Annotated in this window: 17 protein-coding genes and 1 pseudogene; 14 read left to right on the forward strand and 4 right to left on the reverse strand. The window is 64.8% G+C overall.

Features of this window, described 5'->3' with window-relative positions; genetic code table 11:
• The 7 genes and pseudogenes from VF665_RS17505 to VF665_RS17535 all read left to right on the forward strand — a co-directional run.
• Positions 1-399, forward strand: a pseudogene (locus tag VF665_RS17505) (hypothetical protein); the annotation flags it as partial.
• A 668-nt stretch (positions 400-1,067) separates the two neighbouring features.
• Entirely contained in the window at positions 1,068-1,367 is a 300-nt protein-coding gene (locus tag VF665_RS17510; RefSeq protein WP_331054739.1) for a hypothetical protein, read from the forward strand.
• Positions 1,364-1,639 (forward strand): hypothetical protein, encoded by a 276-nt coding sequence (locus VF665_RS17515; RefSeq protein ID WP_331054740.1) that lies wholly within the window; start codon positions 1,364-1,366, stop codon positions 1,637-1,639. The genes VF665_RS17510 and VF665_RS17515 overlap by 4 nt, the downstream gene beginning before the upstream one ends.
• Before the next feature lie 973 nt (positions 1,640-2,612).
• Complete coding sequence (locus VF665_RS17520) at positions 2,613-5,150, forward strand: vitamin B12-dependent ribonucleotide reductase (RefSeq protein ID WP_331054741.1); 2,538 nt, start codon at positions 2,613-2,615, stop codon at positions 5,148-5,150.
• A 198-nt stretch (positions 5,151-5,348) separates the two neighbouring features.
• Positions 5,349-7,076, forward strand: a complete 1,728-nt coding sequence (locus VF665_RS17525) for an Eco57I restriction-modification methylase domain-containing protein (protein WP_331054742.1) — start codon at positions 5,349-5,351, stop codon at positions 7,074-7,076.
• On the forward strand, positions 7,069-9,423 hold the full coding sequence (locus tag VF665_RS17530) for a sensor histidine kinase (protein WP_331054743.1): 2,355 nt from the start codon (positions 7,069-7,071) through the stop codon (positions 9,421-9,423). The genes VF665_RS17525 and VF665_RS17530 overlap by 8 nt, the downstream gene beginning before the upstream one ends.
• A 4-nt stretch (positions 9,424-9,427) precedes the next feature.
• Entirely contained in the window at positions 9,428-10,579 is a 1,152-nt protein-coding gene (locus VF665_RS17535) for a hypothetical protein (protein WP_331054744.1), read from the forward strand.
• Positions 10,580-11,673: 1,094 nt separating this feature from the next.
• On the opposite strand, the gene VF665_RS17540 is transcribed toward VF665_RS17535, so the two are convergent.
• Positions 11,674-11,862 carry a hypothetical protein gene (locus tag VF665_RS17540; protein WP_331054745.1) on the reverse strand — a complete coding sequence of 63 codons (189 nt, stop codon included), beginning with the start codon at positions 11,860-11,862 and terminating at the stop codon, positions 11,674-11,676.
• A gap of 188 nt (positions 11,863-12,050) precedes the next feature.
• Here VF665_RS17540 and VF665_RS17545 point away from each other — a divergent pair, with 188 nt between their 5' ends.
• Positions 12,051-12,299, forward strand: a complete 249-nt coding sequence (locus VF665_RS17545; protein ID WP_331054746.1) for a hypothetical protein — start codon at positions 12,051-12,053, stop codon at positions 12,297-12,299.
• A gap of 226 nt (positions 12,300-12,525) precedes the next feature.
• Here the strand turns inward: VF665_RS17545 and VF665_RS17550 are convergent, their stop codons facing one another.
• Positions 12,526-12,906, reverse strand: a complete 381-nt coding sequence (locus VF665_RS17550) for a MerR family transcriptional regulator (RefSeq protein ID WP_331054747.1) — start codon at positions 12,904-12,906, stop codon at positions 12,526-12,528.
• A gap of 81 nt (positions 12,907-12,987) precedes the next feature.
• Here VF665_RS17550 and VF665_RS17555 point away from each other — a divergent pair, with 81 nt between their 5' ends.
• From VF665_RS17555 to VF665_RS17570, 4 genes are all read left to right on the forward strand, one after another.
• Positions 12,988-13,926: an oxidoreductase gene (locus VF665_RS17555; protein WP_331054748.1), complete on the forward strand. Its 939-nt coding sequence runs from the start codon at positions 12,988-12,990 to the stop codon at positions 13,924-13,926.
• A 483-nt stretch (positions 13,927-14,409) separates the two neighbouring features.
• Positions 14,410-14,703 carry a hypothetical protein gene (locus VF665_RS17560; RefSeq protein WP_331054749.1) on the forward strand — a complete coding sequence of 98 codons (294 nt, stop codon included), beginning with the start codon at positions 14,410-14,412 and terminating at the stop codon, positions 14,701-14,703.
• 36 nt (positions 14,704-14,739) lie between these two features.
• On the forward strand, positions 14,740-14,952 hold the full coding sequence (locus tag VF665_RS17565; protein ID WP_331054750.1) for a DUF433 domain-containing protein: 213 nt from the start codon (positions 14,740-14,742) through the stop codon (positions 14,950-14,952).
• Positions 14,953-14,990: 38 nt separating this feature from the next.
• Positions 14,991-15,140: a hypothetical protein gene (locus tag VF665_RS17570; RefSeq protein ID WP_331054751.1), complete on the forward strand. Its 150-nt coding sequence runs from the start codon at positions 14,991-14,993 to the stop codon at positions 15,138-15,140.
• A 170-nt stretch (positions 15,141-15,310) separates the two neighbouring features.
• On the opposite strand, the gene VF665_RS17575 is transcribed toward VF665_RS17570, so the two are convergent.
• On the reverse strand, positions 15,311-15,724 hold the full coding sequence (locus tag VF665_RS17575; protein WP_331054752.1) for a hypothetical protein: 414 nt from the start codon (positions 15,722-15,724) through the stop codon (positions 15,311-15,313).
• Between the two features lie 365 nt (positions 15,725-16,089).
• On the opposite strand from VF665_RS17575, the gene VF665_RS17580 reads away from it, so the two are divergent.
• Positions 16,090-17,055: a DUF433 domain-containing protein gene (locus VF665_RS17580; RefSeq protein WP_331054753.1), complete on the forward strand. Its 966-nt coding sequence runs from the start codon at positions 16,090-16,092 to the stop codon at positions 17,053-17,055.
• Positions 17,056-17,242: 187 nt separating this feature from the next.
• Positions 17,243-20,053, forward strand: a complete 2,811-nt coding sequence (locus VF665_RS17585) for a hypothetical protein (RefSeq protein WP_331054754.1) — start codon at positions 17,243-17,245, stop codon at positions 20,051-20,053.
• On the opposite strand, the gene VF665_RS17590 is transcribed toward VF665_RS17585, so the two are convergent.
• Positions 20,028-20,198 carry a hypothetical protein gene (locus tag VF665_RS17590; protein ID WP_331054755.1) on the reverse strand — a complete coding sequence of 57 codons (171 nt, stop codon included), beginning with the start codon at positions 20,196-20,198 and terminating at the stop codon, positions 20,028-20,030. The two genes, VF665_RS17585 and VF665_RS17590, sit on opposite strands and share 26 nt — an antisense overlap.
• Between the last annotated feature and the right edge of the window lie 16 nt (positions 20,199-20,214).

Genomic DNA, 20,214 nt, shown 5'->3' on the forward strand with positions numbered 1-20,214 from the left:
TTTCCGCTGCGCGGCTATCCGTCCGGCGCGCAGTTAGGCGACCGCGCCGTGGCGGGGAGTGTGGAATACCGCTTTCCGCTGGCGCTGGTGGAGCGCGGGGTACGGCTGATCCCCGCCTACCTGGACCGCACGTGGGGGACGGTGTTCGCGGATGGCGGCGCGGCGTGGTGTGTGGAGGCGTGCCGGTTCGCGCTGCAGCCGCGGACGGAAGCGCAGCCGCTGGCCTCCGTGGGCGCGGAACTGGGCGCGTCGCTGCGGCTCTTCTATTACGCGCCCATCGACCTGGTGGGCGGCGTCGGCGTTCCGCTCCGGCCGCTGGAGCTTGCGACCGGGGGGGGCGACTTCGTGCGCGCGTCACAGAGGCCGCGCTTCTACCTGCGGCTAGGGCAGGCGTTCTGAGGGGCTGAGGGTGGTGCGAGCGGCGGAGCTCAGGGCGGCACCCACCCGGGTTCGCATTACTCACCCACCCTCCCCCAAAATAGACTGGGGCAGGGTTGTCGGGGCGGCAGATTCGGAGTGGATTGCGCAGATCGGTGCGGCGGGGGGCTGTGACCCTCACCGGGCTCGCTAAAGCTCGCCACCCTCTCGCACGAACAGATGTGGGAGAGGGGGCACAAACCAACGGCGATGCGGCTCGGCGGCTGAGTGCGGCTGAGCGGCTGAAGCCGCCTCAACAACGGCTGGAAGCCTCACGGTACTGCTGTGAGGCTGCTCCGGCCCGGGCGACGCGGTCGGCGCCGAACGCGAGGCTGCGCTGACGTTTCCCGTCCCCCAGGGCTTTTGGGGAAGGGGCCGGGGATGGGGCCTCACGGCCCGGGGAACGCATCAACATCTGCCCATCGCGCCAAACTGCCGTGTGCTCCCTCGCCCACATCTGTTCGTGGGAAAGGGTCGTCGTGCGCAGCACGCGGGGTGAGGGCCACACCGTCGGACGCACACTGATCTATCTCCCGCACCGCATCCACCTATTCCCCATTCCCCATTCCCTGACGTTCCCCCTCCGGCACGGATCGTGAACAACCATGCCGCCCAACGGTTTGCGCACTCGCATACAGGGAGACGACACCATGGGCGGCAAGCGACCCGATCAGTACAACATCGACCCGCGCGAGGCGGGCGCGACGGACTACAAGAACCTGCCCCAGGTCGGCCACGGCCAGTCCGACAAGGACGATACCGTGCTGCACGACAAGCAGGAGATGGCGCAGCAGGCCGCCAGCGCCGGCATTCCGCACAACCCGGGCAAGCCCGCGCCCTCGGTGCACGCCAACGCCGGCATCCACAAGGACCAGGACGTGGACGAGCAGGGCCGGCAGCGCGAAGCCCGCGGCAACACCGATCCCCGCGAAGAGGGAGTGGGGGGATGACCACGGAGCGCACGGGCGGACCGGGTCCGCGCAAGGAGATCGGCACGGCCGCATCGTCGCAGGCGCATCCGCCGCACGTGACCGAGAACGACAAGGGCGCGCAGGTCCAGAACTCCAGCCCGTCGCCCACCGACGTCCCCGTGCTGGGCGCCAACGCCCACGGCCAGGACCTGGTCGCCACCGATGAGGCACCGGCGGAGATCCGCGAGGAGAGCATGTACGGCGGCCGCCCGGGCGAGCACAAGGACCGGCGGGAGACGGACATGCCGTGATGGCAGAAGGGTCCCGGCCGCCGCGCTCGCGGCGCGATCGGGACCTGGGTGGACGGAGAGGCCAGACCGGTTGTCGCCGGTCTGGCCTCTTTCACGCGGGGGCCTGCCGGGGCGTTCGCGATGGTGTAGTTTTGCTCCCTCGACCGGCGGGCGAGTGCGCGCGGACGGCGAACATCGGTGCGCCTCGCCGGCTCGGGGCCCCTCCCCGGCCCTCCCCGCGCAAACAGCCGCGCGGAGAGGGAGAACGACGAACTCGTTCGCTCCGGACGGTGCCGCGCATTCAGCGAGGCTCCCCTCTCGCCGCTGCGGGAAAATAGGAACCGCAGCGCGAGGGCGGCGCTCGCACCGAACCTCGCCCCGCGCAGGTGCAGCCTCACAGTCTTACCGTGAGGCTTCCAGCCGTTGTTGCGGCGGCTTCAGCCGCACTCCGCTGCCGAGCCGCATCGCTGTTGGGGTGTGCCCCCTCTCCCACATCTGTTCGTGGGAGAGGGTGGCGAGCCTTAGCGAGCCGGGTGAGGGCCACAGCCCGCGGCGGCGCCACTCCCTGCCTGGCACGGTGAAGCCGCTCCACCCAACCCCCCCCAGTCTGTTTCGGGGGAGGGTGGGCCGGTGGTGCCGGCCCGGGTGGGGGCCGCCCGCGAACTCCGCCGCCCGCACCACAACCCGTAGTGGACCCCCACCACAACCTGTAGTGGTGCGCCCTCCGCGTGCGCTCCGTCCGACTGTTCCGCATGGCCGCGAAAATCCCCGCGCCAGTGCTGAAAAATCCCGCGGAACACGCGGTTCCGGCCGCTCGCGGTACACACCTTGCGACCGCTCACAAGACCCTTGACCCACTATATGTAGGGGTCTATACTGGAACTCGCGCTAGATGTGGTGCCCTGCTCGCCCGGTGGGTATCCCCGTCCCAAGCTGTTGTTCTGCCTTGCGTTTCGCTCTGAATCACCGTTCAACGTAATCCAGGAGTGCCCCGATGACCCCTTCCTCCGCCCCGACCTCGCCCATCGCGGACCTGAACCTTCCGCGTGCCGAGCTGTCCGACAACGCCCGCATCGTCCTGGCCAAGCGCTACCTGCGCAAGGACGAGAACGGCAAGCCCGTCGAGGAGCCGGAGGAGATGTTCTGGCGCGTGGCCCTGACCATCGCGTCGGCCGACGCCAAGTACGGCGCGGGTGAGGAGCAGGTCCGCGCGCTGGCCCGCGAGTTCTACCTGCTGATGACGCGCCGGCTCTTTGAGCCCAACTCGCCCACGCTCATGAACGCCGGCCGCCCGCTGGGGCAGCTGAGCGCCTGCTTCGTGCTGCCGGTGGACGACGCGCTCAGCAACAACCAGAGCGGCGTGTACGACACGCTCCGCTCCATGGCCATGGTGCACCAGTCCGGCGGCGGCACCGGCTTCAGCTTCAGCCGCATCCGCCCGTCCGGCGACATCGTGCGCAGCACCACGGGCGTGGCCAGCGGGCCCATCAGCTTCATGTCGCTGTACGACTCGTCCACCGAGGTGGTGAAGCAGGGCGGCACGCGCCGCGGCGCCAACATGGGCATTCTGCGCGTGGACCATCCGGACATCGAAGACTTCATCGACTGCAAGCAGGACATCACCAAGATCACCAACTTCAACATCTCGGTCGCCATCACCGACGCCTTCATGCGCGCGGTGGACAAGGGCGAGATGTACGACGTCATCAACCCGCGCACCCAGGAGGTGGTGGGGCAGAAGGACGCCCGCGCCATCTTTGACAAGATCGTGCAGAACGCGTGGCGCACCGGCGAGCCGGGGGTGTTCTTCATCGACCGGGCGAACTTCTACAACCCGGTGCCGCACCTGGGCGCGTACGAGGCGACCAATCCCTGCGGCGAGCAGCCGCTGCTGCCGTACGACGTGTGCAACCTGGGCTCGGTGAACGTGGGCGCCTTCGTGCGCGACGACGTGCCGGCCGGCGAGGTGTGGAGCGACCGCATCGACTGGAAGGAGTACCGCCGGGTGACGCGCCTGGCCACGCACTTCCTGGACAACGTCATCGACGCCAACCAGTACCCGCTGCCGGAGATCACCGACCTAGCCAACCGCATCCGCCGCATCGGGCTGGGCGTGATGGGCTTCGCCGACCTGCTGGTGCGGCTGGGCGTGCCGTACAACAGTGCCGAGGGCGTGGAGATCGGCCGCCGGGTGATGGAGTTCCTGGACGAGGAGAGCAAGCGCGAGTCGGAGCGGCTGGCGCAGGTGCGCGGCACCTTCCCCGAGTGGGAGCGGAGCATCTGGGGCCCGGACGCCACGGCCGCGCGCGCGCCCAATGGCGAGCGCATCCGCCCGGTGCGCGCGCTGCGCAACAGCAACGTGACCACGGTGGCGCCGACGGGGACGATTTCGATTTTCGCCGGCTGCTCGTCCGGCATCGAGCCGCTGTTCGCGGTGGCGTTCATGCGCAACCAGGCGGGCAGCCTGATGCCGGACGTGAACGAGGACTTCACCGCCATCGCGCACGCCGAGGGGTGGTACAGCCCGGAGCTGATGGAGCGCATCGCCCGCGAGGGGCACATCCACTTTGCCGAGGTGCCGGTGCACGTGCAGCGCGCGTTCAGCACGGCGCACGACATCACGCCGGAGTGGCACGTGCGCATGCAGGCCGCCTTTCAGGAGCACTGCGACAGCGCCATCAGCAAGACGACCAACTTTCCCAACGCCGCCACGGTGGAGGACGTGCGCAAGATCTACGAGCTTGCGTTCGACCTCAACTGCAAGGGCGTCACGGTGTACCGCGACGGCAGCCGCGACGGCCAGGTGCTGAGCACGGGCGCCACCAAGACGCCGGCGCAGCAGGCGGAGGACGCGGGCAAGGTGGCCGAGGCGGAGGCGAAGGCCGCGGAGAGCGCCGAGCGCATCGCCAAGCTGGAGCGCGAGATGGCGCGGCTGCGCACGGAGCTGAGCCAGGCGGAGCACGTGAACGCGCAGGCGCGCCGGCAGAAGCGCAAGCGCCCCAACGTGCTGCGCGGCACCACGCGCAAGATGAACTCGCCGCTGGGCGACGTGTTCGTCACCATCAACGAGGACAACGAGGGGCGCGAGTTCGAGGTGTTCGCCACGCTGGGCAAGGCGGGCTCCGTAGCCATGGCCGACGTGGAGGCCATCGGCCGGCTGATCAGCATGGCGCTGCGCTTCGGCATCCCGGTGGGCGACGTGTACCAGCAGCTCCGCGGCATCAGCAGTGACCGCGCGGTGGGCTTCGGCGAGAACAAGGTGCTTTCGGTGCCCGATGCCATCGCCCAGGCGCTGGGCTGGCACCAGCGCGAAAAGGCCGGCATTCAGCAGGAGCTGATTCCGGAGGCGGTGGGCGGCAAGACGGAGGAGGTGAAGCTGCCCGAGGTGCTGGAGCAGCCCCAGCTCTCGCTGATGAACTACGCGGCCGAGGCCGAGACCTTCATGGGCACCTGCCCGGACTGCAGCAGCCAGCTGGAGTTCGCCGAAGGCTGCAAGAAGTGCCACGCCTGCGGCTTCAGCGAGTGCGGGTGAGGCTTCCCTCCGCAGGGAGGCGTTTGGGAAGGCCTCGATAAAGCATTGCTCACGAGACCGTCGGTAGAATACGGGAGGGTTCCTAATTTTTGTCAGGAACCCTCCCGAGCTACTATTACTAGCCTCGCGGTTGCCCGAGCACCTCTACTCTAGATCCAAAATCTCATCGTGCCGAATCTGTTACCCCCAGCGTTGGGATTGCCCGCGGAGCTCGATGCTCAGAACGAGGCGGAGGCGCTACGTACAGATGCTGACAGTCTGGAGCGCGTTCCTCTCGACCGGAAGAAGAATGGGATTTTCTATACGCCCACCCGGGCTACTCAGATACTTGCGAATTGGGCTATCCAAACGCGGGAAGACTCAGTCTTGGAGCCCAGCTTTGGCGGGTGCGGTTTTTTGGCTGCAGTCTTGGACCGGCTAAGAACTCTAGGGCGTGTGCTCCCGGAAGAACTCGTTTGCGGTTCTGATGTCGACCCTGATGCTTTCGTGTTCCTAGGTAAGCTCCTCACAGGCGATTTTCCGGATCATCGGTTCCTTCGATCAGATTTTCTTGCACTTACGAACTCAGATTTCCCAACCCGAGCCTTCACGGTCGTTATCGGTAACCCACCGTATGTCTCCCTCCACAACATGGAGGAGGAGCAGCGGAGCACAGCCGTGCGTCTATCCGAGGTAGCAGGAGTCAATCTTAGTCGGAAGGCGAGCCTGTGGGCCTATTTCTTGATTCACAGTCTTTCGTTTCTGGATGTTAACGGACGGATGGCGTGGATTCTACCTGGAAGCTTCGTTCATGCTGATTACTCGGCAAAGGTCCGCGATGTTCTACAATCGTCATTCCGCCGGTGCCTTGCGGTTCAACTGGAGGAGCGTCTGTTCATTGCAGAAGGTACAGAGGAGAATAGTGTTGTTCTGCTCTGTGAGGGCTATGGTAGCTCACAAACGGCGGAAATTGAGTTGGCTCGGGCTAAAGATCTCAATGACCTTGAACTCACTGTCGCCGCTTGGGTTGCTGGTAAGCGCGCGGGAGTGAAGTGGGAGGGGCGTGCGTCCCTAGCATTACTGCCTGAGCCAACGCGGACTGTGTGGGACGATATTCGGAGCCGAGGTCAAACTCGTTCCCTTGGTGCATTCCTGAAGGTTCGGATTGGTATCGTCACAGGCGCGAATAAGTTCTTCGTGTTGTCAGAACAGAATGCGAACGCTCACAGCATTCCGCCTGAATGTCTGCAGCCGATTATCGGTAAATTCGCCCATTGCAGAGGATTGGTCGTCTCCGACGTTGATCTTTTGAGGAACAGAGAAGCCGGGTTTCGATGCCTTCTAGTGGATACCCGGGGTGAGATTGAGGCGAAGCGATCTCTTGTGGACTATCTGAACAGCTACCCCAAGATTTATAAGGAGCAGAATCAGACATTCGCTAAGCGCTCTACATGGCATTTGGCCCACGACGGAATTAGGCCTGACGGTTTTCTTTCCTGCATGCAGGGCGATGGGCCGACACTCGTATTGAACGACACCGGTGTGACTTGCACCAATACTGTCCATCGGATATTCTTCGAAAGTGGCGTTGACAATTGTACACAGAAGTTCTTAGCACTCTCGCTCCAAGGCACCTTCGCTCAACTCTCCGCTGAACTCGAAGGGCGGAGCTACGGCTCCGGCGGTCTAAAGCTCGAGCCTTCGGAAGCAGCTCGGATACTCGTCTTCGAACCCGAGATTTCCGATCCCGATATCGTGGACCTAGCATTCTCGCGAGCGGACGAGTTGATTCGCTCTGGTGATAGATCCGGGGCACGAGCTGTAGCGGACGAGTTGCACGTGCGACTCGGCTTTCTAAGCCCAGAGGAGATTCGATCGATGAACAACGCGCTGACACAACTCCGTGAGAGCAGGCGCGGATCTCGAACCGAGAAGGCGAATGTCTGACTCAGAGTCGCTTGAGGTCCTTCGGTCACAACTGCAAGACGTCGTGACTGCTGACAAACTAGACATTGATCGTGTCGTCGAACTTTCGTCGAAAGTCGCCAAGAAGGATCCCGATTTTGTTCGCTTCTCGACGGATGCTGCGATCATCAGCCGCCTTGGGCGCGAACTGGTTGCGAAGCAGGAAACGGCGGTCGCCGAGCTGATCAAGAACGCGTACGACGCGGATGCTCGCACAGTAGTGCTAACTTATTCAGGAACTGACCGTTCCGGTGGTTCGCTGCGAATCGAGGATGATGGCCTCGGAATGACCAGGGAGGAACTCGTCGACGGGTTCATGCGCCTCTCGTCCACGGAGAAACTCTCCCATCCGTATTCTCCTAAGTATGGTCGGCGGCGTGCAGGAAAGAAGGGAATCGGACGATTTGCCGTGCAGCGACTTGGTACTGAACTGTGCATTGTGACGCAGACGAAAGATTCCACTTGCGCGTTTAGAGTAGAACTTGATTGGAATGCCTTCGCAGCTGGTCGAGATCTCGCAACGATTTCGAATCGAATCACCGTAGCGCCGAAGGAACGGGCTGAAGGCACCACGCTAATCATTTCGAATCTGCGCGAAGCCTGGACCGAAGCTGCAATCCGGCGCGTGTATCGGTTCGTGTCTGAGTTGCTTCAACCGTTCCCTCTCGGGACCTCTACTCGTCTAGGTTCTGATCACCCTGCGCCACTCCGTGTTGCTGTTGATCCCGGATTCAAAGCAACATTACAGCGAGCTGTATCAGAAAGCGTCGAAGTCGTAGCGGACGAGAGTACATCCATCTTCTCACACGCTCTTGCTGAGATTAGCGCGATCGTGGATGAGGACGGGCGGGGGGCCTGGTCCCTGGTGTCTGATCGGCTAGGACTACGCGAGGTCGACCAGCCGATTGGGAGGGATCGCAACGATAGTCAACAGCCTTTCAAGTCGTTGCATAATATTAGTTTAAGGGCGTACTACTTCATCGTTGCGTCTGACCTTATCCCCCGTTCCATGGTCGCGACCATTCGCGAGATGGCACAGGAGAAGGGCGGGGTTCGCGTGTACCGCAACGGATTCAGGGTTCTACCCTACGGTGAACGCGACGACGACTGGTTGGGATTAGATGCGTCGACACGCGCGCGCGATATTCTTCCACCCCATGCAAACTCAAACTTTTTTGGCTTCGTTGAGATTGTGGATCCTGAGGGCGCCACTTTCGAGGAAACATCAAGTCGGGAAGGATTGCTGGAAAACGAAGCATTTTCTGAGTTGCAGGATTTTTGCTCTCGCGTCTTGAAGTCTGCTGCACTGAGAGTTGCCGCCACGCGCGGGCGAAAGCAGACCGCTAGCCAACGAGATTGGCCCCGTCCTGATCAGAATCCCGGGCCGACCGATCGCTTGCTCAGGATAGCCGAAAGCCTGAGCGCTGCCGCAGGAAGCTCTGCTACGGCAACACGGCCACCCCCCCCTACTAGCGGGTTGGATCCGGATCCTGGTGACCTGCCCAAGGGCCTCTCAGGCGTTGTCGCCCGAGCCGCGCAAGACTTGTTGATCGTTGCAGCCGAGGAAGAGGAGCGCCGGCAGGAGTTGATCGAGGAACTCGGGATGCTCCGGGTCCTCGCGAGTTTAGGATTGGCGATAGGTGAGTTCACACACGAGGTACGGCAGATTCTTGGTGCCGCTCACCTGAGCGCAAAAGCGATGGTCGAAGCTCTGTCGGAGCATCCGCTCCGGGCAGAGGCTGAAGATCTGTATGCTAATGTACAGCGCTTCAGGACCTACGCGTCATATTTTTATCGAGCGATCGCTGACAACGCCAGTCGAGAGTTGGAGCAGCAGGACATCGCTTATGTACTTAGGGAGTTTGTCCAGGCAACCAAACCTGCTGCCACGCGTTCCGGGATTCAGTTAGACCTTGAGATTACTGGATACGGCCTAACCACGACCCCAATGCACTCGTCCGAGATTTCTTCTATTTTGTTCAATCTCTATTCGAATTCCCACAAGGCTATAAAGCGAGCTCACTCACAGGGGCGTATGCTTCTCCGCGCAGGGATGGAGTCCGATCGAATCTTCATCGAATGCGCTGACAACGGCGACGGCATCCCCCCGCAGAATGCTGAGCGGATCTTTAGTGCTTTCTTTACAACCTCCGGCTCGACGGGCTTGGATGCAAGCGAGCACGAGGAACTTCAGGGCTCCGGGCTCGGGCTGAAGATCGTGAGAGATATCGTAGAAAGCTATGAGGGCGACGTGTTTGTGTCTTCTGCACCTGAAGGATACGTAACATCCATTCGGATAGAGCTTCCTACAGCAATAGAGGAGGATTAGTTCAGTGAAGCGGTATATCTATTTGGACGATGAGCCTATCGAGGCCGTGCGGCCCTACATCAGGGCGGTGGAGAACGCCGGCGAAGGGCTTGCAATTGAGCACCGTCATCCGCAGCAATATCCCAAGCAGATGGAAACCCTCCGAGAAGAGCATCTGGGCGGTGCCTTGGACGGGTTGATTTTAGATCTCCGGCTCGATCAGTTCCCTAATTTGGCCGCCGGTGACAAGCGAGCAGACTACCGTGCATCGACGCTCGCACAGGAGATTCGTACGCGTGCCACCGAAGGGGTTCTTCCCGAGTTTCCCATCGTTCTGCTATCAACGGACGAGCGACTTCGGAGATCCTATGTCAATGATGATACCAGCCACGATCTCTTTGATGTTAAATCCCTCAAGGAGCGAATTGAGGACCCTGTTGGGGCTGCTAGACTGTCCGCTGAATTGATTGCTTTGGTCGAGGGGTACAAGCGAATTGGTCAAGCTCATTCGCGGAAGCGCGGCGTGAATCGCGGATTGATGATTTTGGGGATCGATGAACAACCTCCATACCTCGATCCGCGAATACTGAATCACTTCTTGGGCCGGGATGGTACGCCACCTATCCATGAGGTAGCGAGATTTGTACTCCGAGAACTTCTCGACACTCCGGGGCCACTTATCGACTCCGGCGTGCTAGCCGCTCGAATGGGGATTGACCAGGGACGCTCGCCGGGCTTCAAAACGTTGGTAGATCGTTTGAATGAAGCAAGCTACCAAGGTGCTTTCGCTGCCGGTTGGCCCCGCTGGTGGGCTGCTGGAGTTGAGTCCGCATGGCGTGCGATGGGTAACGCTTCGGGATCATTGCGTACCACACCTTCGGCCGAACGTGTCGCGTATCTGCGAAAAGAATTGAAGATCCGGGACTTGGTACCCGCAACAGCCTTCAAACCGAGTTCGAGCACGATGTTCTGGACAATTTGTCGTGCTTCGGGCGATCCACTCGATCCCAAAGAGGGATTCCTGGTAGATCGACAGCCGAAGTTCCCTTGGCAGGATCGCGTATACGTATCCCTCACTGCACTATTGGATGGTACAGCGAGGTCCAAAGGCCTGCGGATCGACCCTTTGGAGAATGATCGCTTTATTCGCGCACGCACACGACTGAATGTCCGGTGAATAAAACCAAAGCTGATCAGTATGTTCGTCAGCGTGCTGACGAGTTGAGGTCTCTCGCGCGGGTTTTGCACGATGAGGATTTAGTGCGTGACCCAGGCCCTCTGAACCAAGCCGCGTCCCAATGCCAAAGCTCCCGCCAGAATAACAATCAATATAGGTGGGGATACGAGTTCCATGGTCTGACTTTCCGGCCGTTGCGACCAATCGAGGATCGATTGCGGCATCATCGTCCCCGAACGCTGCGGGAAGTCGCTGTCGAGCTGCACCTTAGCTTATCGGGACCTTGTCTTGACGACGGACATGAGGTTGATCCATTCGACCTTCTTACGGTGGAATTGGAGCTAACAGGGGAAACAGCAAGTGGTCAAGTACTGACAGCAGCATGGCATCTGGATCGGCACCCCGTCGATAGCGATCCCGATCCGGAAAGTCACGACAGCGCCTTCGCGCATCCTCATTACCATTTCCACTGCGGAGGGAGAAGGCTTTGGCCGAAACCAGATTCGGAGTTCGGCACGCACCTCGTATTGGAGGCTCCAAGAGTGGCGCATCCCCCAATGGACGCGGTCTTGGGAGTTGACTTCGTATTGTCGAATTACTTCGGATCCCAGTGGAAAGCGCTCCGAAGCGACAGCCCAGTATATCGTAGTCTTGTTCATTCAGCACAACAAAGGCTTTGGAGACCATACGCCATGGCTGCTGCTGACCACTGGATTACTGGCAAGGGCCCCTGGGACTCGCTCTTAGTTTGGCCACAGCTATTCCCGTTTGGCACCGAGTTCTAGCGTCCCTAGTATTCTAACAACATACCACAGCGGACATGAAAATCGAATTAACTCGCGAGGAGATGGACATACTCGTTGCATCGCTGAGCGAATGGGCAGCAAAGGTCGAGAATGGTACCAAAACGACTCCCGTTGAACTCGGCTCGGAGGGTTATCTCAACCGCGCATCACGGCGCTCCGAGGCCGAGGCCCTGATCAGGAGACTGCGAGTCGCGAGGAACCTGTAGTCACATCTTTCCTGCTGGGCAGAGCATAGAGGGGCGGCCCGCCCAGGCATCGGTAGTGCGACGCAGTACTTCCGATGCGTGATCATGCGGATGTATAAACCGCGAGTCTCCGCACCACCTCCCGCGCGTCTCGCCTGTACACCGTAAGGCACACCAACTCGCCCGCGGGGTCGCGCACCTCCCACCACCGGCTCCTGTCCTGCTTCTGGATCGTGTAGCCGGAGTGCTCCTCCAGCGTGGGCTTGGGCGTGGCGCGGCGTTCCATCAGCATGGGATGCTCCGATCCTCTTGACCCGCGCCGCCCGGCAGGGCTACCGTTGTTGCGGACGGCTTTCGGGTCGTTCTTGTGAGGCTGGTCGATTCTTCTTGGCGGGAGAGCGGCCAGCCTTCCTTTTTGCCCTGCCGGTATCATTGTAATACCGACAGCGGCGTTTGTCAACCTGCAATACCAAAACGGCGATGGACTTCAAGGCGGCAGCCGAGGTGCTTCTCGGGACAGAACCGGTGACGGCCATCGAGATCGCCGAGCGGCTCGGGAAGGATCCGCACACAATCCGCCGCGCGCGGATGAGCGGGCCGAACGCGCGCTCGGCGCCGAAGGGGTGGGAGGCAGTGGTGGCGGACTTGGCTGAGAAGCATGCGGACGAGTTGGAGCGGCGGGTAGCTTCGCTGCGCAGGCTGACGGCGGAGTTGCGCGTTGAAACCTGACGTGCTGCGCAGGGCGGCCATGACCCGCGCGGCTGGTACGCGGTCCACGACCCTGGCATGGTGGCGCAGACATGACCGATGCAGAACCTGGCCGCGTCCTGGATCTGAGCGCCATCTTCGGAATCGCGGTGCGAGTGACCACGCCGTGTGCGCGACGGGGGCGCGTACGTGCACCTGCCGCGCCGGAGCATGGGCGTGGCCGGCCGGGGCGCCGCATGGGTGGGGCTCACGGGAGGCCGGGGGGAGGGCCGTTCTCGCCTCCTTCGAGCCAGCCGATTTTGGACACCAGGTACGCGCGAAGCGTGGCCATCTGCTCCGCGAGCACGTCGATCTGGGCCAGGTGCTGGCGCAGCAGCCGCGCGCGACCCTCGCGCGAAACGCCTCCGTGCTCGTACTCCGCGGCCAGCGCGCCGATCTGCCTTAGCGTGAAGCCCAGTCGCTGAGCCGTGCGGATCAGGCGTGCGCGCTCCACCTGCGCCTCGTCGAACACGCGGTACCGGTTGCCGGGGGAAGAGCCGACGGCGGGGGTGAGCAGTCCCCGCTTCACGTAGAAACGAACGGTGTCGCGCCCCAGCCCCGTCGCGCGGCAGAACTCCTGGATGAGCATTGAACCCCCTTGACTGTGGACCATGGTCCACAGTGTACCATGGGAGCATCCTTTCGCAAGCCTGTCCCAAAGGAGCTCACCATGTACAAATTCTCCACCCTCGAGGGGGCCGCACCTGTGCAACGAGTCGCCCTGGTCACGGGCGCGTCTGCCGGCATTGGGCGCGCCATCGCCGCACGCCTGCTGGCGGGCGGGTACGTCACGTATGCCGCGGCGCGCCGCGTCGAAGCCATGGAGGAGCTGAGGCGCGCCGGCGCACGCCTGATTCCGCTGGACGTTACCGACGAGCCGTCGCGCGTGGCGACCATGGAGCGCATTGCCGACGAAGCCGGGCGCCTCGACGCACTCGTCAACAACGCGGGATACGGGGCGTACGGCGCCCTCGAAGACGTCACGCTGGCGGAGGGCCAGCGACAGTTCGACGTGAACGTCTTCGGCCTGGCCCGGATGATCCAGCTCGCGCTGCCCATCATGCGCAGGCAGGGCGGGGGGCGCATCGTGAACGTGTCCTCCATCGGCGGAGAGATTCACGAGCCGATGGGGAGCTGGTACCACGCGACCAAGTTCGCCGTGGAAGGCCTGAGCGACTGCCTGCGGATGGAGCTGGCACCCTTTGGCATACACGTGATCGTGATCCAGCCGGGGGCGGTCCGCACGGAGTGGAGCGCCATCGCGCGCCGAGCCCTGCTCGCGACATCCGGCGCGACGGCGTACGCGGACCAGGCGGTGCTCGCGGCGGCCCTGCTGGAGGGCGCGGACCAGGGCAACGGCGCCCCGCCGGAGGCGGTGGCGCACGTCGTGTGGAAAGGGCTGGTGGCTCCCCGGCCCCGGACGCGCTATCGGGTGGGTGGCGGCGCTGAGATCCTGACGCGCCTGCGGTGGCTTCTCACGGATCGCGCGTTCGACTCGGTCATGCGGCACGCCGCTGCTCGGATGGCGCGTACCGTATCGCGCGGGTCCGTGCCCGGCGTCGGAGGGGAAACGCGATCACGTGTCGGCTGCGCTCGTCCGGTTCGCTGACGTGCACCTGCTGCTTCGCGTTCATGATGGCCGCGACCCGAGGGGCGTCGAGCGGCGTGGCCCCGTGCCCCGGAGCCGGGAGCGCTGCCAGCGCCAACTCTGGGTGCTCTGCGATCAAGTCGATGTCCGGCGTCCGCGCGCGGCCGATCCCGGTGTGGTTGGTGATGAGCACCACGCGCTTCCCCGGCACCGCCTCGGGTAGCGGCACCGGACGTCCTCTGGGGCACGCAGCCGGTGACTGCGGCGGACATGGCCGAGCGGCTCGGAACGGGCCCGCACACGATCCGCCGGGCGCGGATGAGCGGGCCGAACGCGCGCTCGGCGCCAAAGGGGTGGGAGGCGGCGGTGGCCGACTTGGCGGAGAAGAACGCGGACGAGCTGGAGCGGCGGGTTGCGGCACTCCGGGCGCTCGCTACTCAGTTGAGAGAGATCTAAACCCAGCCCCGCCCGGGCAATCACAACCATCATCCCTATGAGGCAGTCATGCCCAGCGACGTCGATCTCGTTCGCCTTCTAAATAGCGTCGGCAAGGAGGTCTTCGTCACGTACTTCGACACGTTTGCTGCTCCCACGTTGTCAAACGAGCAGGTGGCTGCGCGACTCCCCGCGGATTTTACGGGTAAATCGCGGCGGTCACGAACCTCGCACGCCCGCCGGATCTTTCGAGAGGGCCTCGCCGCAGACGCACTCGAGATTATCTCTAAATCCAGCCGGCTCGATCCCAAGGTAATCGAGTGTGCACGAATGTACCGGACGCGCTTGGCTATGGCGCGGTGAGGTTTTGAGCGCCTCTAGCCGGAGAGAGAGGAGTCCATGACGGAGCTGCTCGACGGAATCATCATCAACCCCGCCGTGCGCAGCGGGAAGCCGGTGGTGCGCGGGACGCGGATCACGGTGTCCGACGTCGTGGAGTACCTCGCGGGAGGAATGACGCAGGACGAGGTTCTCGCGGACTTTCCGGACCTGCAAGCCGATGACATCTGCGCGGTGCTAGCGTTCGCGGCACCCGGAAAGGCGGTTGAATGATGCCACCTCCCGGGCGGGGTGACGATCTCAGGCGGGCCATGGCCGAGGCGCTTGCGTCCTCCGGGCCGTTGCGACGCATGCTTGCTGAAGTGATTGAGGATTGCGCTCTCAAGGCTGCCATTCAGGAAGGCTGCGGCACCGAGCGCGTATCTCGGGATGATGTGTTCGGAGCACTGAACGGCCGGTGAACAGGCCACAAACGCGCGCGCTCGGCACCGTAGGCGGTGGTCGCGACTTTAGCGGAGAAGCACGCGGACAAATCTGAGGGATCCTCGTATCACAAACTAAACGCAGCGTCCCCTTCTCCGGAGGCCGGAGAAGGGGACGCGCAACGCCGGACAGCGGCGGGACGGGCGGGTCAGTAGGTGATCTGCCCGTTCGAGTTGACGGTCACCTGGTCGTGGCTCGTCAGGTTCTCCGAGTCGGTGACGTACAGGTCCACCAGGCAGGTGTCGCCCGGCTGCACGTCCACGCGGGCGGTGTACGCGTAGCTGTTCGGCACGTAGACGCAGCTGCTGGCCCAGTAGTACGTCACGGAGCCGCCGTCCGGATCGTACGACCCGCTGGCGTTGAAGTCGAAGCGGAAGAACCAGTCCGAGCCGTACGGATCGTTGGACATCGGCTTCTTGGCGACCAGCTTGATGTTGGCGACGGGCGCGACGCTCAGGCCCGGCCGCGCGGACTCGGCGCGCACGGCGGCGGTCGGGGCGTGCTCGCAGGCGGCGGCGCCGGCCAGGATCACGAGGGCGGAAAGTGCGGTGCGGAGCTTCATGGGGCTTCTCTCCTGGAGAGGGATCGGGATGCCCGGCAACGTGTCCGGGCGCGCTCCCCAAGGTATCTCTGCGCAGCTTGATTGCGCAAGTTCTGTCTGATAAAGAGAACTACGAGTTCGTGGCGTCCGGGGTGCGTGCAGAGGAGTTTGCGGTTCGGCGGATCCTGCGTGAACCGCTGGCGTCGACGAATTCGCGATCCACGATCCCTTTGTGCGCGACATGGGGATCGGCTGATGCGCGCGGACTGGCGATGCGCCGCCCGCCTCCCCATCGTCTCGACTGTTCCGTTCGGATCGGCGACCGGTGCGGGACGGGCGCGGCACGCCCGTTGTTTGTGTGGCCGAACCATTCTTAGGATGCAGCCGTGACGGATCTGCTTCAACGAATCGTCATCAACCCCGCCGTGCGCGGCGGGAGAGCGGTTGTCCGCGGCACGCGCATCGCCGTATCCGACGTGCTGGAGTATCTCGCGGGAGGGATGACGCAGGAGCAGATCCTTGCGGATCTTCCTGACCTGCGCGCCGACGACATCCGCGCGGTGCTCGCCTTTGCGGCGGCCGACGGTCGCGAGATCCGCCACGTTACCCCGGAGCCGGACCCGGGCTGGAACCCCAGCGCACCCCCGGCGCAGACCTGGAGGGCGCGCTTTGTGGCAACGCTCTCAAGGGTAAGCGCGGGTGGAGGCGTCGACGCGCTGAACTGGGACGATTTGTTCCACGGCGGCGTATGCACGGAATGCGGCGTTGCGCTGGGCGCGCGGACGCGCGAGCCGCTGCGCTTTCGGCACTCGAGCGGGCAGGAGGCCCACTACGATGGATGGTCCGCGGCTCCCGAGCCGCTCGGCGCCGGCCTGACGCTGTTCTCCGACACGTTCCTCGCCCTGCTCACCGACCAGGAGCAGGCACTTCTGCAATGGCGTCCGGCAATCAACACGGCGTACGGAAAGAAGCAGCTGTTTGAGCTCGCCGGCTCCAGCGTTCACCTTCCCCTGGCGAAGCTCAAGGGTGGCGCGCCGCAGGACGAGCCCTGTCCGGAGTGCGGCTTCATTCCCCCTCCGAGCTACCATCTGCCCGAGACGCTTCCGGACTGGCTGAACCCTGAACGATGGGTCAACGTCTCCAATGGCCAACCCGGAGTGTATCTGAGCAGCGCCGACCTTCCGGACCCGCTTCCGCCGGTATTCACCATCGGCGACTGGCGCCAGAGCGTGTCGCTGGTCCTTCCGGCACCCCGCTGGGCCGCGATCCGGGCGCTTCCGGCCAAGCGCCGCCCCAGGGCGGTCACGGGGCGGGATGTCGCCGTGGTCCCGCCGGAACTCGTGGAAGCCTGATGCCTGCGTGGCGTAGAATGCCGAGTTCCGTGGCAGGATTCCCGCTCAGAATCCCGTGATGTACCGTGCCTTCGGCCAACCCCTCGCGCGACCCCGCATGATCCGGACATTCACAGCGCTGAGCGCCGTCGCCGCCCTGCTGGCCGGGTGTGCGGGACTTTCCTCTCCCGCCCCAGTGCCCGCTGATGTGCCGGCCAGCGACACCCTCGCGACCCTGACGGCCACCGCACACACCGCGTGCCTGACGACCACGAGCGGCGCCGGGTACTGCTGGGGCGCAGACGTCGGCAGGGACGGCGAACCTGCCCGCATTCTGAACGCGGACGGCACGCCTGCACGGGTGCGGCTGCTGGCCCCGCAGTTCGTGGGCACGTGCGCCGTGACGGTGGACGGGGAAGTGCGCTGCGATCCGCAGGCGACGGGTGGCTGGACGGACTCGGCCGGCGCTCCCATTCCCGCGCCGCCCCATTGTGGATCCGCCGCCTGCGTGCTCCCGCTCCCCGTGCGCGGCGCCCTTGGCTCCCAGCGCGTGCGCGCAGTCACGCGGGGCCACGACTACGTCTGCGCGCTCACCGAGGGCGGAACTCCATATTGCTGGGGCGGCAACGGCATGGGCCAGTTGGGCAGGGGCACGTGGACGCCGGACGCCTCGGGCGGGGGCGGGGCGGTGACCCGCGAGCCCGGAGCCATCGCGGGTGGCGTACAGTTTTCGCAGATCAGCAGCCGGGAGTGGCTTACCTGCGGCGTCGCGCTGCACAACCGCGGCGTGTACTGCTGGGGCTACGGGCAGAGCGGCGCCGTGGGCGACTCCGCCCTCATGCACGGCTGCCGCGGCGAGCCGCCGTACGGCAACCGTACGTGCAGCAGGGCGCTGCCCACGCGCGTGCTGCCGGACAGCCTCGACGGGCGCCAGCCGGATCCGTCCGACGTTCAATTCTCGCAGGTCAGTTCCGGCGGAAGCATGGCCTGCGCGGCGGATGTGCGCGGCCGCGCATACTGCTGGGGGAGCAATTACCGCTGTGGACTGGGCCAGTGCAAACGGGGCGACTCCCATCGCGCGTGGCAGGTGCAACTGCCCGGGCGCGCCGTGGAGGTGCACGCCGGCTACTGGTTCGCCTGCGCCCGGACGCTGGATGCGCGGATCTTCTGCTGGGGCACCAACAACGAGGGGCAGCTGGGCTCGCTCGCGACGGCCAACGCGGGGCCGGACGGCGGCCCGCCGGACTACGCGGCGGCCGCGAGGGCCGGGGAACCGGACGAGTCCTACCATGACGGCTGCTTTCAGGGAGGACGCTGCTCGCCGGCCGCCGTGGAGGTGGGGCCGGGGCGCCGGTGGCACGCCCTGGCGGTGGGTTCCGACTTCGCCTGCGCGCTGGGCGACGACGGGCGCGTCCATTGCTGGGGTTCGGCGGGGCCCGCGCTGGGTACGCAGCCGAGCATCGTCACCTGCGAAAACCGCAGCCCGCACTGGAAGGACACACAGTGCCAGCCCGGTCCCCAGCCGGTATCCGGCCTTCCACGCCTGGCGCCGCCCGTGCGCCCGGGCGTGGCGGCCGCGGGCGGCGCAGGCGCGGACTCGCTCGGCGCGGGGAGCACGCGGATCTTCGCGAGCCGGCGCGAGCTGCGGGTCGTTTTTCCGCGCGACACGGCGCGCGAATGGGGGTGGACCGAACTGGAAGACCGGAACTACTCCCCCTGGTACGCCTGGACCGTCAGCATCGACGGGATGGATGGACCGCGCAGCCTGTCGGTGAACATCGGGCGTGGGTACGGACAGCCGTTCGCCCGGCGCTTCGGGTCGCTCGCGGAGCTCGTGTCGGCGGCGGGGGCGTCCTACTGCAGCCCCGGGATGTTCCAGGACTGCTCACGCGCGGACATCTCCGCCGCGGTGCAGGACCAGCGCGTCGTGATCACGCTGCGCGACAGCGCCATCATCGCACGGCTCGTGGGACTGCGGCCTGAATGGGCGCAGGTCTGGCAGAGCCGCCCGGAAGTCCCAACCCGCTTTCGTCAGGACAGCGCGCGGATCGAGTACGTGGATCCACAGGTGCCGCAGCCCGATTCGGCGCTGCGCGCGGAAGGGGCCGCGTCCCGCCGCCGGTATGAGGCCGAAGTCAACTCCATCCGCCGGTACATCAGTGGCCCAACCCATGGACGCGACGGCGTGTGGCTGGCGGTGGGTGACTCCGCGGCCCTGGTGGTGGGCGAGACGAGGTGCCACTTCGACGTCTGCTCCAGCTACAATCCCGTGGAGTCCGATTCTGGGTGGGCAGTGGGGGACAGTTCCATCATCAGCCTGCGGCCGGTCGTTGCGGGGCGGAGGCGCGTCTGGCGGGAGGGCCCCTCCATTTCGGTCGTCGCCCGGCGGATCGGGCGCACGACCGTGCGGGTGCGCGGGCTGCGCGGTCCGGGCGACACGCTGCCGAGCAGGGAGCCGGTGGCACGGAGCCTCGAGGTGCAGGTACGGGTGACCCCGCCCGTGGCCCGGGTGGAATTCACCGGCCGTGAAGCACGCGGCGTCGTTGGCCAGCCGGTACGGTTGCGCGTCCGGGTGATCGACACGCGCGGCCGGGTGATCGCCGGAGCTCCGGTCTCCGTATTGGTGGAAGGCGGCCGGTACCGGCGCGGCATGGGGGCTTCCGAGCTGGAGGGCTTCCGCTTTGATGCCCCCGGCCGGCACACCTTCATTGCGACGTACGGCTCCCACGCCGACACGCTGGTCGTCGACGTTGCGCCTGCTCCCGCAACCGCGCCCGGCGCCGCGGACCATGAGGCGGCCGTCCCCGCGGCGCCGCGCACGCTCTCGGGCCGGGCGGGCTGGCCGCTGCCGTGGGCGGGTGTGCGGGTCCGCACGGGGGAGGCGCGCTGGCCGGCGAACCTGCCGTGGAGCGGGTGGCAGGAATTCGTGAGGGCGCGGAGACAGCCGGTCTCCGCGCCCGCGTGGCCTTCCACCCGCCCCGGTGGGGGAGCGGTCAGACGGTTTCCTGACAGATGGTGAATCCGCAGGTGCAGTCGGTAATCGCGCAGCGCGACGTCCCGTACAGCGCGGCCGCCGCAGGCGAGGCGGGCATCTCCTGGTCCAGCTCGGAGGTCTTGAAGGACTGCACCCGCAGCGTGTCGAGGTTCAGCGTGAGCTTCTGCATGGTTCCCCGTTTCATG

It is taken from the genome of Longimicrobium sp., from assembly GCF_036387355.1.
GTDB lineage: Bacteria > Gemmatimonadota > Gemmatimonadetes > Longimicrobiales > Longimicrobiaceae > Longimicrobium.

Coding starts and splice junctions, on each gene's coding strand:
- VF665_RS17575 (WP_331054752.1), bottom strand. CDS start 15,724: ATGAAGCTCCGCACCGCACTTTCCGCCCTCGTGATCCTGGCCGGCGCC.
- VF665_RS17590 (WP_331054755.1), bottom strand. CDS start 20,198: ATGCAGAAGCTCACGCTGAACCTCGACACGCTGCGGGTGCAGTCCTTC.
- VF665_RS17540 (WP_331054745.1), bottom strand. CDS start 11,862: ATGCTGATGGAACGCCGCGCCACGCCCAAGCCCACGCTGGAGGAGCAC.
- VF665_RS17515 (WP_331054740.1), top strand. CDS start 1,364: ATGACCACGGAGCGCACGGGCGGACCGGGTCCGCGCAAGGAGATCGGC.
- VF665_RS17560 (WP_331054749.1), top strand. CDS start 14,410: ATGCCCAGCGACGTCGATCTCGTTCGCCTTCTAAATAGCGTCGGCAAG.
- VF665_RS17555 (WP_331054748.1), top strand. CDS start 12,988: ATGTACAAATTCTCCACCCTCGAGGGGGCCGCACCTGTGCAACGAGTC.
- VF665_RS17530 (WP_331054743.1), top strand. CDS start 7,069: ATGTCTGACTCAGAGTCGCTTGAGGTCCTTCGGTCACAACTGCAAGAC.
- VF665_RS17550 (WP_331054747.1), bottom strand. CDS start 12,906: ATGCTCATCCAGGAGTTCTGCCGCGCGACGGGGCTGGGGCGCGACACC.
- VF665_RS17570 (WP_331054751.1), top strand. CDS start 14,991: ATGGCCGAGGCGCTTGCGTCCTCCGGGCCGTTGCGACGCATGCTTGCT.
- VF665_RS17545 (WP_331054746.1), top strand. CDS start 12,051: ATGGACTTCAAGGCGGCAGCCGAGGTGCTTCTCGGGACAGAACCGGTG.
- VF665_RS17510 (WP_331054739.1), top strand. CDS start 1,068: ATGGGCGGCAAGCGACCCGATCAGTACAACATCGACCCGCGCGAGGCG.
- VF665_RS17520 (WP_331054741.1), top strand. CDS start 2,613: ATGACCCCTTCCTCCGCCCCGACCTCGCCCATCGCGGACCTGAACCTT.
- VF665_RS17565 (WP_331054750.1), top strand. CDS start 14,740: ATGACGGAGCTGCTCGACGGAATCATCATCAACCCCGCCGTGCGCAGC.